This window comes from Amycolatopsis sp. MEPSY49, assembly GCF_051337345.1.
Taxonomy (GTDB): Bacteria; Actinomycetota; Actinomycetes; order Mycobacteriales; family Pseudonocardiaceae; genus Amycolatopsis.
In genome coordinates this window covers 659,189-672,272 of the sequence record NZ_JBDLYJ010000004.1, presented here as the reverse complement: position 1 = coordinate 672,272, position 13,084 = coordinate 659,189, and the positions used below count along the sequence as shown (strand labels likewise).

Annotated in this window: 15 protein-coding genes; 8 read left to right on the top strand and 7 right to left on the bottom strand. The window is 71.8% G+C overall.

The window, feature by feature from the left end; all coding sequences use genetic code 11:
* Positions 1-45: 45 nt before the first annotated feature.
* Positions 46-1,038 carry a hypothetical protein gene (locus tag ABFJ78_RS22620; protein WP_436388317.1) on the bottom strand — a complete coding sequence of 331 codons (993 nt, stop codon included), beginning with the start codon at positions 1,036-1,038 and terminating at the stop codon, positions 46-48.
* Positions 1,039-1,122: 84 nt separating this feature from the next.
* Complete coding sequence (locus tag ABFJ78_RS22615) at positions 1,123-1,740, bottom strand: TetR/AcrR family transcriptional regulator (RefSeq protein ID WP_091389735.1); 618 nt, start codon at positions 1,738-1,740, stop codon at positions 1,123-1,125.
* A gap of 94 nt (positions 1,741-1,834) precedes the next feature.
* Between ABFJ78_RS22615 and ABFJ78_RS22610 the strand changes: the two genes are divergently transcribed.
* Positions 1,835-2,986: an acyl-CoA dehydrogenase family protein gene (locus tag ABFJ78_RS22610; protein WP_436388316.1), complete on the top strand. Its 1,152-nt coding sequence runs from the start codon at positions 1,835-1,837 to the stop codon at positions 2,984-2,986.
* A 13-nt stretch (positions 2,987-2,999) separates the two neighbouring features.
* On the top strand, positions 3,000-4,136 hold the full coding sequence (locus ABFJ78_RS22605; RefSeq protein WP_436388315.1) for a CaiB/BaiF CoA transferase family protein: 1,137 nt from the start codon (positions 3,000-3,002) through the stop codon (positions 4,134-4,136).
* Here ABFJ78_RS22605 and ABFJ78_RS22600 read toward each other — a convergent pair.
* Positions 4,133-4,663 carry a GNAT family N-acetyltransferase gene (locus tag ABFJ78_RS22600; protein WP_436388314.1) on the bottom strand — a complete coding sequence of 177 codons (531 nt, stop codon included), beginning with the start codon at positions 4,661-4,663 and terminating at the stop codon, positions 4,133-4,135. The genes ABFJ78_RS22605 and ABFJ78_RS22600 overlap by 4 nt on opposite strands.
* A gap of 317 nt (positions 4,664-4,980) precedes the next feature.
* Positions 4,981-5,754, bottom strand: a complete 774-nt coding sequence (locus tag ABFJ78_RS22595; RefSeq protein WP_436388313.1) for a crotonase/enoyl-CoA hydratase family protein — start codon at positions 5,752-5,754, stop codon at positions 4,981-4,983.
* A 116-nt stretch (positions 5,755-5,870) separates the two neighbouring features.
* Here ABFJ78_RS22595 and ABFJ78_RS22590 point away from each other — a divergent pair, with 116 nt between their 5' ends.
* From ABFJ78_RS22590 to ABFJ78_RS22570, 5 genes are all read left to right on the top strand, one after another.
* Entirely contained in the window at positions 5,871-6,026 is a 156-nt protein-coding gene (locus ABFJ78_RS22590; protein ID WP_167379779.1) for a hypothetical protein, read from the top strand.
* A 360-nt stretch (positions 6,027-6,386) separates the two neighbouring features.
* Positions 6,387-6,869 carry a helix-turn-helix transcriptional regulator gene (locus ABFJ78_RS22585; RefSeq protein ID WP_290057001.1) on the top strand — a complete coding sequence of 161 codons (483 nt, stop codon included), beginning with the start codon at positions 6,387-6,389 and terminating at the stop codon, positions 6,867-6,869.
* A 123-nt stretch (positions 6,870-6,992) separates the two neighbouring features.
* Positions 6,993-7,901, top strand: a complete 909-nt coding sequence (locus tag ABFJ78_RS22580) for a lytic transglycosylase domain-containing protein (protein ID WP_436388312.1) — start codon at positions 6,993-6,995, stop codon at positions 7,899-7,901.
* 135 nt (positions 7,902-8,036) lie between these two features.
* Positions 8,037-8,435 carry a hypothetical protein gene (locus ABFJ78_RS22575; RefSeq protein ID WP_436388311.1) on the top strand — a complete coding sequence of 133 codons (399 nt, stop codon included), beginning with the start codon at positions 8,037-8,039 and terminating at the stop codon, positions 8,433-8,435.
* 16 nt (positions 8,436-8,451) lie between these two features.
* On the top strand, positions 8,452-8,796 hold the full coding sequence (locus tag ABFJ78_RS22570; RefSeq protein WP_372668409.1) for a DUF3817 domain-containing protein: 345 nt from the start codon (positions 8,452-8,454) through the stop codon (positions 8,794-8,796).
* On the opposite strand, the gene ABFJ78_RS22565 is transcribed toward ABFJ78_RS22570, so the two are convergent.
* Complete coding sequence (locus tag ABFJ78_RS22565; RefSeq protein WP_436388310.1) at positions 8,774-10,198, bottom strand: MFS transporter; 1,425 nt, start codon at positions 10,196-10,198, stop codon at positions 8,774-8,776. The genes ABFJ78_RS22570 and ABFJ78_RS22565 overlap by 23 nt on opposite strands.
* Positions 10,199-10,333: 135 nt before the next feature.
* Between ABFJ78_RS22565 and ABFJ78_RS22560 the strand changes: the two genes are divergently transcribed.
* The gene (locus tag ABFJ78_RS22560; RefSeq protein ID WP_436388309.1) at positions 10,334-10,894 is read left to right on the top strand and encodes a TetR/AcrR family transcriptional regulator; all 561 of its coding nucleotides are present in this window, start codon (positions 10,334-10,336) and stop codon (positions 10,892-10,894) included.
* A 19-nt stretch (positions 10,895-10,913) separates the two neighbouring features.
* Here ABFJ78_RS22560 and ABFJ78_RS22555 read toward each other — a convergent pair whose 3' ends face one another.
* Complete coding sequence (locus tag ABFJ78_RS22555; protein ID WP_436388308.1) at positions 10,914-12,506, bottom strand: solute symporter family protein; 1,593 nt, start codon at positions 12,504-12,506, stop codon at positions 10,914-10,916.
* On the bottom strand, positions 12,503-12,940 hold the full coding sequence (locus tag ABFJ78_RS22550) for a DUF485 domain-containing protein (protein WP_372668402.1): 438 nt from the start codon (positions 12,938-12,940) through the stop codon (positions 12,503-12,505). The genes ABFJ78_RS22555 and ABFJ78_RS22550 overlap by 4 nt, the downstream gene beginning before the upstream one ends.
* Between the last annotated feature and the right edge of the window lie 144 nt (positions 12,941-13,084).

Here is a 13,084-nt window from a genome sequence, read left to right as displayed (position 1 = left end):
CCATACCGTCGGTACGTCAGATGTCCAGCCTGATATGAATATCTTTCACGTATTGGGCGGGTTGAGCGGCGGGAGCTGGTAGTTCGGCTCGGTCGGGTCCTGCTTGGGCGCCGGGTGGGCCTGCGTCGCGCCGCCGTAGGGATCTTCGAGCCGCGCCGACAGCCCGCCGGGCTGCGAGGGCTCCCCTGGTTGCGCCGGCACGGGCTGCGACGGCGGACCGCTTTGGGCGGGGAAGGGCTGCGACGGCGGACCTTGCGCCGGGAACGGCTGGGACGGCGGCGCGCCCGGGTAGGGCTGCTGCGCCGGGTACGGGTGCTGCGCGCCGGCGTACGGCTGCTGCGCGAACTGCTGCGGCGGCACCGGGTACGGCCTCGACTGCTGCTGGTAGGGCCCGCCGTACGGCCCCGGCGGCGACCCGGCCGGCGGGGTGGCGCGTGCCTGGCGGCCGGCCAGCGCCGCGAGGACCAGCGTCACCGCGGCCAGCGCGCCGCCGCCGAGCAGGATCCAGAACCCGAGGCCGGTCGAGTAGAGCGACTTGACCGTGTCGTCGTCGGACTCGTAGCTCAACGTCGCCGAGACGTCCATGCCGAGCATCCACACCGCCGCGGCGACGCCCGCGCCGCCGGCCACCAGCGCCGTCCGGGCACCCGAGCGCACCCCGTTGCCCGCCGAGCGCCGCGCGCCCGCGAACGCCAGGCCGGCGCCGGCCAGCAGCACCAGCGCGCCGGCCGCGAGCGGGATCCCGTAACGGGCGACGTGGGTGTTCTCGTAGAACTTCTTCGCCTCGTCGCCGGGTTCGACGGCGAACGAGCGGGACCAGGCGCTGATCTCCTGGCTGCTCTCGGTCTTGTCGTTCACGACCTGCTCGAACTTGGTCTGCGGCAGGAACGACCCGGCCAGCACGACCACCGCGGCGACGGCGCCGACGATCGCGGCGACGAGCCGCAGGCGCGCGCCGGGGTCGGCGGGCGGCCGCGGCGGCCGCGGTGGCTGGCCTTGGGGAGGGCCGTAGGGGTTCTGGTACGGCGTGGCGGTCATGGAAGCTCCCCTCTATCGGGGGGATTGGACCACGAATCCGCCGGGCGGATAAGGGGCATTCCCGCCCTTGCGGTGCCCCGCTGGTCAGCTTGGCGCAGTGGCTGCGTCCTGGTAGAGCAGGACGGCGATCCGCTTCCACTCTTCGAGCAGCTGCCGGCGCCGGTTCGGGTCGCCGCCGAGCTCGGCGTCCAGCGCGAGCCCACGGGTCAGGTTCACGGTGAGCCAGAACAGCATCTCCGCGCGTTCGGGCGGCAGCTCGCCGGCGACCTGGGTGACGTGCTCGAGGGTCGCGCGGCCGAGGGCGCGGTCGACCGGGCGGATCGCCGCGCGCAGCTCGGGATCGGTGCGGGCGGCGACCCACAGCTCGGTGACGGCGGTGGAGAGCGTGCCCGAGTAGCCGGTCCAGAGCAGGTCGATCGCCGCGGCCACGCCGGTGCCGCCGCTGGGCAGCTCGTCCAGCGACGCGGCGAGCTGGCGCCGCAGCTTGGTCGTGAGGTGCTCGACGGCGGCCGCCATCAGCTCGGCCTTCGCGGTGAAGTGGTGCTGCACGGCGCCTTTCGACACGCCCGCCCGCGCGCAGATCTCCTGCACCGACGTGCGCGCGTAGCCGACGTCGACCAGGCAGTCGATGGTCGCGTCGAGCAGCGCCGTGCGGGTCTGTTCGCGCCGCTGCGCCTGGGTCCGGTGCGCCGTCTCGGTCACCGCGGCCTCCCTGCTTTACCTACAGGCCGGTACGGATGTACATTCCGCTGAGAACTTACATGCTGATCGTCATGTTTTCCAGCAGGAGGGTCCCGTGCCGCTTCAACTCCCGAAGAGCTCCTGGAGCACCACCGAGCTCGAAGACCTCCGCGAGCTGTCGCGGTCGTTCCTGCAGAAGGAGGCCGTGCCGCACCAGGAGCGCTGGGCGGCCGAGAAGAAGGTCGACCGCGAGTTCTGGACCAAGGCCGGCGAGGTCGGGCTGCTGTGCCTCTCGATCCCCGAGGAGTACGGCGGGGGCGGCGGCACGTTCGCCCACGAGGCCGTGCTCTACGAAGAGCAGGCCCGCGCCGGCGACAGCGCGTGGGGCGTGACCGTCCACAACGGAATCGTCGCGCACTACCTGCTCGCCTACGCCTCGGAAGAGAAGAAGCGCGAGTGGCTGCCGAAAATGGCCACCGGCGAGTTCGTCGGCGCGATCGCGATGACCGAACCCGGCACGGGTTCCGACCTCCAGGGCATCAAGACCCGCGCGGTCCGCGACGGTGACCACTACGTCATCAACGGCGCGAAGACGTTCATCACCAACGGTTTCCACGCCGACCTGGTCGTCGTCGCGGTGAAGACCGACCCGGACGCGGGCGCGCAGGGCGTCTCGCTGATCGTGGTCGAGACGGACACGCCGGGCTTCCGCCGCGGGCGCGTCCTCGACAAGGTCGGCCTCAAGGGCCAGGACACCGCCGAGCTGTTCTTCGACGACGTCCGCGTGCCCGCCGCCAACCTCCTCGGCGACGCCGAAGGCCAGGGTTTCTTCCAGCTGATGCTGCAGCTGCCGCAGGAACGGCTGATCATCGCCGTTACCGCGGTGGCCGGGCTGGAGGCCGCGGTCGACCTCACGCTCGAGTACACCAAGGAGCGCACGGCGTTCGGCCGTCCCCTGTTCTCCTTCCAGAACACCAAGTTCACCCTCGCCGAGGCGGCCACCGAAGCCGCGGTGGCGCGCGCGTTCCTCGACCAGTGCATCGAACGCCACCTCAAGGGCGAGCTCGACGTCCAGGGCGCGGCGATGGCGAAGCTGTGGACGACCGAGCGCGTCAACAAGGTGATCGACGACTGCGTGCAGCTCTTCGGCGGCTACGGCTACATGACCGAATACCCGATCGCGCGCGCCTGGGCCGACGTCCGCATCTCGCGGATCTTCGGCGGCACCAGCGAGATCATGAAGGAAATCATCTCCCGCTCGCTCTGAAAGGACCTCGGTCATGAAAGCAGGTCCGCTCAGCGGCCTGAAGGTGGTGGAACTCGCCGGTCTCGCGCCCGGGCCGTTCGCCACGATGATCCTCTCCGACCTCGGCGCCGACGTCGTCCGCGTCGACCGCGCGCAGCCGGGGGAGGACGTGCTCGGCATCCAGACCGACCCGCTCGCCCGCGGCCGCCGGTCGGTCGGCATCAACACCAAGACGCCCGAGGGCGTCGAACTGGTGCTGAAGCTGTGCGACAGCGCCGACGTCCTCATCGAGGGCTTCCGGCCCGGCGTCGCCGAACGGATCGGCCTCGGCCCGGACGTCGTGCACGCCCGCAACCCGCGGCTGGTGTACGGCCGGATGACCGGCTGGGGCCAGGACGGCCCGTTGGCGAAGGCGGCCGGGCACGACATCAACTACATCGGCATCGCCGGTGCGCTCGAGCCGATCGGGCGCGCGGGCGAGCGGCCGGTGCCGCCGCTCAACCTCGTCGGCGACTTCGGCGGCGGCGGGCTGCTGCTGGCGATGGGCATCCTGGCCGCGCTGTACGAACGGAACACGTCCGGTCGCGGTCAGGTCGTCGACGCGTCGATGGTCGACGGCGCCGCGCTGCTCACCACGAGCCTGCACGGCATGGCCGCCGCCGGGCTCTGGGGCGGCGACCGCGGCGACAACATGCTCGACGGCGGTGCCCCGTTCTACGACACCTACGAGACCGCGGACGGCAAGTACGTCGCCGTCGGCGCGATCGAGATGCGGTTCTGGGGCGACCTGGTGAAGGTCCTCGAACTGGACCCGGATTCGCTGCCCCTGCACGTGGACAAGACGCAGTGGCCCCGCCTTCGCGAGATCCTCGCGGCGGCGATCGGCAAGTACACGCGCGACGACCTCGTCGCGCGGGCCGAAGGCACCGACGCGTGCCTGACGCCGGTGCTGGCCCCGGGCGAAGCGGCGTCGCACCCGCACAACGCGGCGCGCGGGACGTTCGTCGAGATCGGCGGAATGGTCCAGCCGGCGCCGGCACCGCGGTTCGACCGCACGCCGCCGTCGACGCCGGAAGCCCCGCGGGCCAAGGGATCCGACACCGAGGCGGTGCTCGCCGAACTGGGCGTCACGGACTTCGAGGCCCTGCGTTCGGCGGGGGCGATCGCCTAGTTCTTTTGGAGGTCGGAGCGCACGACCGAGTAGATGACGTGGTCGCGCCACTCGCCGTCCCGGAAGTCGTAGCCGCGAAGGATCCCTTCGCGCGTGAAGCCGGCTTTCTCGAGCGAGCGCTGTTCGGCGCGGTTGCCGACCTCGGTCGTCGCTTCGACCCGGTTGAGCTGGGTGTGGGCGAAGAGGTATTCGACGAGCAGGCGCTGGGCCTGGGTGCCGTAGCCGTGGCCGCGCGCTTCGGGTGCCAGGACGAGGCCGGCGTTCCAGCAGTAGGACGCCGGCCCGCTCCGGCTGCGGTGCCAGGAGACGAGCCCGAGGACGCGGCCGCCGAGCGTCGGCACGAGCATGCCGGTCTCGGCGGTGAGCATGCCGGTCTCCAGCCAGCGGCGGCGCAGGTAGCCGGGATCGTGCCAGCCGAACCACTGGTGCTCCCCGGCGCCGTCGGGATCGTTGGTCAGACGTTCCAGGAGGTCGAGATCGCCTTCGGCCACGGGCCGGAGCACGACTCTGTCGACGTCGTCGTCCATCGGGCGACCTTATCGGCCGCTTGACCGGAAAGGTGAGGGCCGGCGCGCGATCCAGCCGGTCCGGTGAAGAGGGGTTGCGGACGGTGGCCGGCTTCACGCTTGGGCCGAGCGCGGTTCCAGGTCAGCCGAAGCTGCCGTGCCGCCCTTCGCTGCCCGCGAAGCGAGCCGCGCCGCGGATTGTTTGGGCGGCCGGCGTAGGCCGGGCGCGCCGCTCGGCTCAGCCGAAGTTGCCGTGCCGCCCCGCCCCGCCCGCGAAGCGGGCGGCGCCGTGGGAGGCTTGGGTGGCCTGCCGGCGTAGGCCGGGCGCGCCGCTCCACTCAGCCGAAACTGCCGTGCCGCCCCGCCCCACCCGCGAAGCGAGCCGCGCCGTCGACCGCCTCCGCCGCCAGCACCCCCGCGCCCATCGCCGCGCCGAACTCCGCCGTCAGCGCGTCCTCTTCGGACTTGCCCCACTGCTCCAGCGCCGACAGCCGGTCACCCCGCAGGCACGCCTGCGGGAACGCCGCGAGCTGCCGCGCCAGTTCCTGCGCCGCCGCGACCGCCTCGCCCGCCGGTACCAGCCGGTTCGCCAAGCCGATCGAGAACGCTTCCTCCGCCTCGACCGCCCGGCCCGTCAGGATCAGGTCCATCGCCCGCGACTGGCCGATCAGCCGCGGCAGCCGCACCGTGCCGCCGTCGATCAGCGGCACGCCCCAGCGGCGGCAGAACACCCCGAACACCGCCGTCGCGTCCGCGACCCGCAGGTCGCACCACAGCGCCAGCTCCAGCCCGCCCGCCACCGCGTGCCCGTGCACCGCCGCGATCACCGGCTTGCCGAGCCGCAGCCGGGTCGGGCCCATCGGGCCGTCCCCGTCCGGGTGAGTGCGGTTCATCCGGCCGGTGCCGATCGCCTTGAGGTCCGCGCCGGCGCAGAACGCGCCACCCGATCCGGTGAGCACCGCGACCGCGGCTTCCGGGTCCGCGTCGAACTCGCGGAACGCTTGGGCCAGCTCGGCCGCGGTCGGCCCGTCGACGGCGTTGCGGGCGGCCGGGCGGTCGATGGTGACGGTCGTCACTTCGCCGTCGCGCTCGACCAGGACGTTCCGCGTCATCGCCGCTCCTCGGGGGTTGATCAGGGTGTCTTCCGGGCACGCCTTCCCTAGAGTATTGACGTGGCCACTCCCAGGACGGGCGCGGCGAGCCGGGGAGGAAGCCGATGTCGAGCGGCATGAAGAAAGTTCTCATCGTGGGCGTCGTCGCGCTCGTGCTCTTCTTCCTGATCACCCAGCCCAACCAGTCCGCCGACTTCGTGCACCGCGTCCTCGGCTGGCTGAAGGACGGCGCCGAAGCCATCGTCACGTTCTTCCGGTCGCTCTTCTCCTGACCCGCGCGCACCGCTCACCGGCCCCGCGAACCGCGGCGCCGGCCGTCACCCTGAGTGTTAGCGGACGGTAAATCACTGTGCGTCACGAATCTCGGATTTCGGACCCCGGCACTCGACCATCCGGGTGGATTGCGGCCGAAAACGCGCAGGTCGGCGAATTCGTGCCTGCCGGGGTCTGGCGAAGGAGACCACCCCGGCCCTACGGTGCTCACATTGCGTGATCGGGTGGTTCGCCCTCCCCCCGGAGACCCCCGGTACGCAGGCAGTTTCCACTCAGCAAGGTGCAGGTTGGTGCGTGCGGCACCACCGCGTGGGACAGGCGTCAGGGCCTGTCCGTCGGGGACCTACAAGGAGGCAGGGATGACCGGAGATCCCGGAGTGGACGCGCTGATCCGGCAGTGGGCAGCCGAGCGCGAGCAGACCCCCGAGGAGCAGGAGGTCGACCGCATCGCGTCCGCGTGGCTGGCCGACGCGCCGCCGCAGGCCCCGGGCATTCCCGGCCAGCGCGCCCGGACCGGGCAGTCCCGGTTCGTTCCCGTCGAGTCCGCCGACCCCGGCTACCTCGCCGCCATGCGCAGCAGGCTGCCGGACGTACCCGAAGAGCTCCTCACCGCCGCCGCGGGCTGGTGGCAGATGGTCGGCGGCGTCGCCGAGGCCGAGGAGTGGTGGGACGCCGGCATCAGCCCGCTCGACCAGCGGGCCCTCGACTACCGGGCGGCCGGGCTCGCGCCCTCCGACCTGAGCCGCCGGCTCGGGCCGATGACCGTCCTGCAGCACCTGCGCCGCGGCAGTGCCCCGGCCTGGTGCGTCGCGCGGCTCGCGCGGCAGCAGAAGTCCGCCTGACGAGACGTTTTCCACTCGGCCGGGTGAACCGGTGCGGTGAGACGATGGCGACGACCCGCGTAACGCTAACCTGCGCGGGCTCGTTGACCGTTCGTCGACACCACGCTGGAGGACCGGAGTTTCGTGCGCACGAGTAGCGGAAAGACCGAGGACGACCCGATCGACGGATGCGTCGAGGAAGCCGCCCCCGCCGCGCCGGCGCCGCGCTCGCAAGGTGTCGCCGTGCTCACCCGGCTGGTCGTGGTCCTCGCCGTGCTGGCCGTGGCCGGCGGCGGGGTCTGGCTCGTGACCCGCGCGTCGACGCCGGAAGCGAGCCCCCTCACCACCGAAATCCCCGCCCTGCAGGTCAAGGCGGCCGACGTCCGGCCGGGGTCGGTCGCGCCGGCCGGCGGCGCCGTCGCGGGCGGAGCCGAGCAGCAGACCTCTCCCCAGCAGGCCCGCAGCACGGGCCCGGCGACGCTGTCGCAATGGGCGAGCCAGGTCTCGGCGGCGTCCGGCGTCCCGGCGCGGGCGTTGCAGGCGTACGGCAACGCGGAGCTGGCCATGCGCGCGGACCAGCCGAAGTGCAGGATCTCCTGGGCGACGCTGGCCGGCATCGGCCGCATCGAGTCCAACCACGGCCAGTACGCGGGCGCGGTCCTCGGCGCGGACGGCCGCCCGTCCAAGCCGATCATCGGCGTCCCGCTCGACGGCTCGGCGGGCGTCCAGGCGATCGGCGACACCGACGGCGGCCGCTACGACGGCGACGCGGGGGTCGACCGCGCGGTCGGCCCGATGCAGTTCATCCCGGGCACGTGGCGCAAGTGGGCCTCGGACGGCAACGGCGACGGCCTCGGCGACCCCCAGCAGATCGACGACGCGGCCCTGGCGGCGGCCCGGTACCTGTGCGCGGGCGGCCGGGACATGGCCAGCCCGAGCGGGTGGTGGGCCGGGATCCTGTCGTACAACAACTCGACGGAGTACGCGCAGAAGGTGTTCGGCCTGGCGGACGGGTACGCGAAGGCGGCCCAGTCGATCCACAAGCAAGGGTGAATGTGGACAACTCGCCCCCGGCGGCTCGCTGAGGCCGGAATCGTCGGTGGCCGCCGATAGACTGGACCAGGGGACGCCCCCCAGGGAAGGGCGGGGGCCGGGCTTCTCTCAGCCGGCCAGTGCTAGCGTCGAACCGTGCCAGCTTCCCCGCCACCGGCCGCGTCCCCCTGGGGGCGGCGGATCGCGATCATCGCGACCTGCCTGGTGAGCCTGCTCGTCTGCTGCGGGCTCGCCTGGTGGCAGTGGGACCGATTCACCTCCGCGAACGGCACCTTCCAGAACCTCGGCTACGTCCTGCAGTGGCCGCTGTTCGGGCTGTTCCCCGCCTTCATGTTCTGGCGGATCCGCAAGCTCCGGCTGAAGGCCGAAGCCGACGGCACCGCGGACGAGAAGCCGAAGCCGGCCCCCGTCGCCGAGGTGCCCGCTCCCCGTCCCCGCCCGGACGTGCGGCCGACGGACGAGGACGAAGAGCTGGCCGCGTACAACCGGTACCTACGCGAGCTGAACGCGCGCGACCAGCAGGCCGCAGAGTGACAGTGAGGACGACCCGATGACCACCAGCACCGAAGGTGCCGCGCAGACCGCGGTGCCGCTCACCGGCCCCCTGCTCCGGTTCCGCACCGCCGCCTACGTCACCGGCGTCGGCCTGCTCGGCCTGTGCTTCGTGATGGTGCTGCGGTACGGCTTCGACAACCCGACGCCGTCTGCGGTCTACTCGCCGATCCACGGCGTCCTCTACATGATCTACCTGGTGCTGACCATCGACCTGGCGATCAAGGCCCGCTGGTCGATCAAGGGCACCGTGCTGGTGCTGCTCGCCGGCTGCGTCCCGTTCGTCTCGTTCCTCGTCGAGCGCCGGGTGACGCACAAGGTCAAGGCCGGGCAGAAGCTGTAACCCGCCGGAACGTCAGCGCGACCAGGACCGTGCCCGCGGCGAACACCGCGGCCGTCGCGAACGCCGACGTCATCCCGTCGACGACGAGCTGGTTGCCCGTCGCGCTCGACGACCGGGTCACCGAGCCGAACACGGTGATCAGCACGCCGAGGCCCAGGGTGCTGCCGACCTGCTGCATCGTCTGCAGCACGCCACCCGCGGCGCCGGCGTCCTCCGCCGGCACCGTGGCCATCACGATCACGTTGAGCGGCGCGAACGCCAGCCCGCCGCCGAGGCCCATCAGCAGCAGCGGCCCGAGCAGCGCCGGGAAGTACGCGCTGTCCGTGGTGAGCATCGCCAGCCAGAGGACCCCGGTCAGCATCAGCAGGGAACCCGTGACCGAGAGGGGCTTCGGTCCGTAGCGCGGGAGCAGCCGCGGCACGAGCCGGCTCATCGTGAAGATCAGCGCCGCCATCGGCAGGAACGCGAAACCCGTCGCCAGTGCGGCGTAGTGCCGGATGTCCTGCATGAACTGCGTCAGGAAGAAGAACATCGACATCATCGCCATCGGGCCGAGGAAGAAGTTGACGTAGGCCGCGCTGCGGTTGCGGTCGGCGAACAGCCGCAACGGGACCAGCGGCAGCGCCGTGCGGGCCTCGATGGCGACGAACCCGGCCAGCAGCGCGAGGCCGCCGGCGAGCGAGCCGAGCGTCACCGGGTTGCCCCAGCCGTCGGACGCGGCGTGGGTGAAGGCGAACACGAGCGAGCCGACGCCGAGGGTGCCGGTGACCGCGCCGGGCAGGTCGAGGTGGGCCCGCCGGCGTTCGGGCTCCGGCACGAACCGCGGCGCGAGCAGCACGATCGCCAGGCCGAACGGGACGTTGATGAACAGCGCCGCGCGCCACGAGATCCACTCGGTGAGCAGGCCGCCGACGATCAGGCCGATGGCGAAGCCGCCACTGGACATCGCGGAGAACAGGGACAACGCGCGGACGCGGGCCTTGGCTTCGGTGAACGTCGTCGTGACCAGCGCCAAGGTGCTCGGGCCGGCCATCGCGGCGCCGACGCCCTGCAGGACGCGGGCGGCGATGAGCAGCGCGGCCGAGTCGGCGAGGCCGCCGGCCAGGGACGCGAGGGTGAACAGGGCGGTGCCCGCGACGAACATCCGGCGCCGGCCGAACAGGTCGCCCGCCCGGCCGCCGAGCAGCAGCAGGCCGCCGAAGACGAGGCTGTAGGCCGTCATCACCCAGGACAGGCCGGTGGGGGTGAACCCCAGGTCGGCCTGGATGCGCGGCAGCGCGACGTTCATGACGGTCGCGTCGAGGATGAGCATGAGCTGGCAGGTCAGGATGATGGCCAGGACCAGCCCGCCGCGGCGGGCCCGGGCAGGCTCGACCGCACGGTCGATCGTTTGCTGGGACAAGGGATACTCCCCCGAGGAGTAAGAGAAGAAGCGGAGAATTTCTCCGCTTGCGTGCGATCCGATAATATGGAGAGCGTCTCCGGATGCGCAAGTGAATTCGGAGAATCTCTCCGGTTGAGTGGCGAGGAGGCCGGGATGCCGGGTGCGGACTCGGAGCGTCCGATGCGGGCGGACGCGCGGCGCAACTACGAACGCATCGTCGCGACGGCGAAGGACCTCTTCACCGCGCAGGGGGCCGACGTGCCGCTCGACGACGTCGCGAAGAAGGCGGGCGTCGGCGCGGGCACCCTGTACCGGCACTTCCCGACCCGGGAGAAGCTGTTCGAAGCGGTCTACCGCGACGAGATCGAGGTGCTCGCCGACCGCGCGTACGTCCTGCACGACGAGCTGCCGCCGTGGGAGGCCCTCGAGGCGTGGCTGGGGGAGCAGGTCACCTGGGTCGTGGAGCGGCACAAGCTCGCCACGATCCTCAAGGAGTCGATCGACTCGGGCTCGGAGACCTTCCAGTACTGCCAGGTCCGGCTGCGCGAGGCGGTCGGGGTGCTGGTCGACGGCGCCGCCGGGCTGATCCGGCCCGACGTCGCGGGGCCCGACGTGCTCCGGCTGGGGCACGGCGCCGGGATGGCGGTGCGCAACTGCAGCCCGGAGGACGGCAAGCGCGTGCTGGACGTGATCCTGGACGGCCTGCGCGCGTGACGCAGGCCGCCTGAGGGGATCAGCTGCCGATCCCGGTGAGGGACCGGACCTCCATCTCCGCGTGCTTGTCGGCGTCCGCCTTCGGTTTGCCGACGAGGGTGCCGACGAACCCGCACAGGAACGAGAACGGGATGGACACCAGGCCCGGGTTCTTCAGCGGGAACCAGGCGAAGTCGATGCTCTTGAAGATCGCGTCCGGCGCGCCGGAGACGACCGGCGAGAACAGCACCAGCACCAGGCACGCGATCAGGCCGCCGTAGATGCCCCACAGCGTGCCGGTGGTGTTGAACCGCTTCCAGAACAGCGAGTACAGCAGCGTCGAGAGGTTCGCCGACGCCGCCACCGCGAACGCCAGGGCCACCAGGAACGCGATGTTCTGGCCGTTCGCCAGCACGCCGCCGATGATGGCCAGCGCCCCGACCGCGATCGCGGTCAGCCGCGCCACCCGGACCTCGTCCGCCGGCTCCGCCTTGCCCCGCTTGAAGATGTTCGCGTAGACGTCGTGGGCGAAGGACGCCGACGCGGTGATCGTCAGCCCGGCCACGACCGCGAGGATCGTCGCGAAGGCCACCGCGGCGATGATGCCGAGCAGCAGCGTCCCGCCTACGTGCAGGGCCAGCAGCGGGGCCGCCGAGTTCTCCCCGCCGGGCGCGGCCTTGATCTCGTCCGCGCCGACCAGCGCCGCCGCGCCGAAGCCGATCACCAGCGTGCACAGGTAGAAGAGGAACATGCACGCCGTCGCCCAGACGACGCTTCGCCGCGCCTCGCGGGAGTTCGGCACGGTGTAGAAGCGCATCAGCACGTGCGGCAGCGCCGCCGCGCCGAGCACCAGCGCCAGCGCCAGCGACACGAAGTCCAGCTTGGTGGTGCCGTTCTTGCCGTACGAGCCGCCCGGCTCGAGGAGCTTGTCGCCGAGCGGGCTGTTCTCCGCCGCCGCGGAGAGCAGGTTCGAGAACGAGAAGCCGAACTTGCCGAACAGGAACACCGTCAGCAGCGCGCCGCACAGCAGCAGGATGGTCGCCTTGATGATCTGCACCCACGTGGTGCCCTTCATCCCGCCGACCAGCACGTACAGCACCATGACCAGCCCGACGACGCCGATCACCAGCGCCTGGCCGAGCTTGGAGTGGACGTTCAGCAGCAGCGCGACCAGGCCGCCGGCGCCCGCCATCTGCGCCAGCATGTAGAAGAAGGAGATGACCAGCGTCGACGTCGCCGCGGCCGCGCGGACCGGGCGCTGCTTCATCCGGAAGCTGAGGACGTCGCCCATCGTGAACCGGCCGGTGTTGCGCAGCAGCTCGGCGATCAGCAGCAGGTCGACCAGCCAGGCGACGAGGAAGCCGATCGAGTAGAGGAAGCCGTCGTAGCCGTGCATCGCGATGGCGCCGGCGATGCCGAGGAACGACGCCGCCGACAGGAAGTCGCCCGACAGCGCGATGCCGTTCTGGCGGCCGGTGAACGCGCTGCCCGCGGCGTAGTAGTCGGCCGTCGAGGAGTTCCGGGAGCTGGCCCGGTAGACGACGTACAGCGTGATCGCCACGAACAGGGCGAACACGACCGTGTTGACGAGGGGGTCGCTGGCCGGCGTGCCCTCGGCGGCGAGCGCGGTCATCGGCGGGTCCCTTCCGGCAGGCCCGCGCGGGCCCGCAGCTCGGCGACGCGCGGGTCGACCTGGCGGCGCGCGTAGCGGAGGTAGAGCCAGGTGACCAGGGCGGTGCTGGCGAACTGGCCGATGCCGAGCAGGATGCCGACGTTCACCTGGCCGAACACCTTGCGGCTCATGAAGTCGTGGGCGTACGCCGCCAGCAGCACGTACGTCATGTACCAGGCGAAGAAGGCGAAGCTCATCGGGAAGACGAAGGCCCGGAACCGCCGCCGCAGCGAAACGAACTCGGGGCTGGCCTGGATCCCGGCGTAGTCGGGACCCGTCGGGGGAGCGGGCCGTCGGTGCTGGGCGCCGGACGGGCGGTCCCCGGTGAACAGGGCCGGCATCTGGCCGGTCTCCTCCATCGGGTTGCCCGCCGCGGGACGCGCGACGTCGTACATGGGTGCCTCCGGCAGGGTGCCTCCGTGGTGGCGGGCCGGGGAACGCCTGCTGGCAGGGTGCCGGGCCGCCCTTGCGGACTGCGAGGCGAACATCGTAACTAGGCCGTCCGGCGGACAGTGGAGGCGGCCGGTCGATCTCCGGAG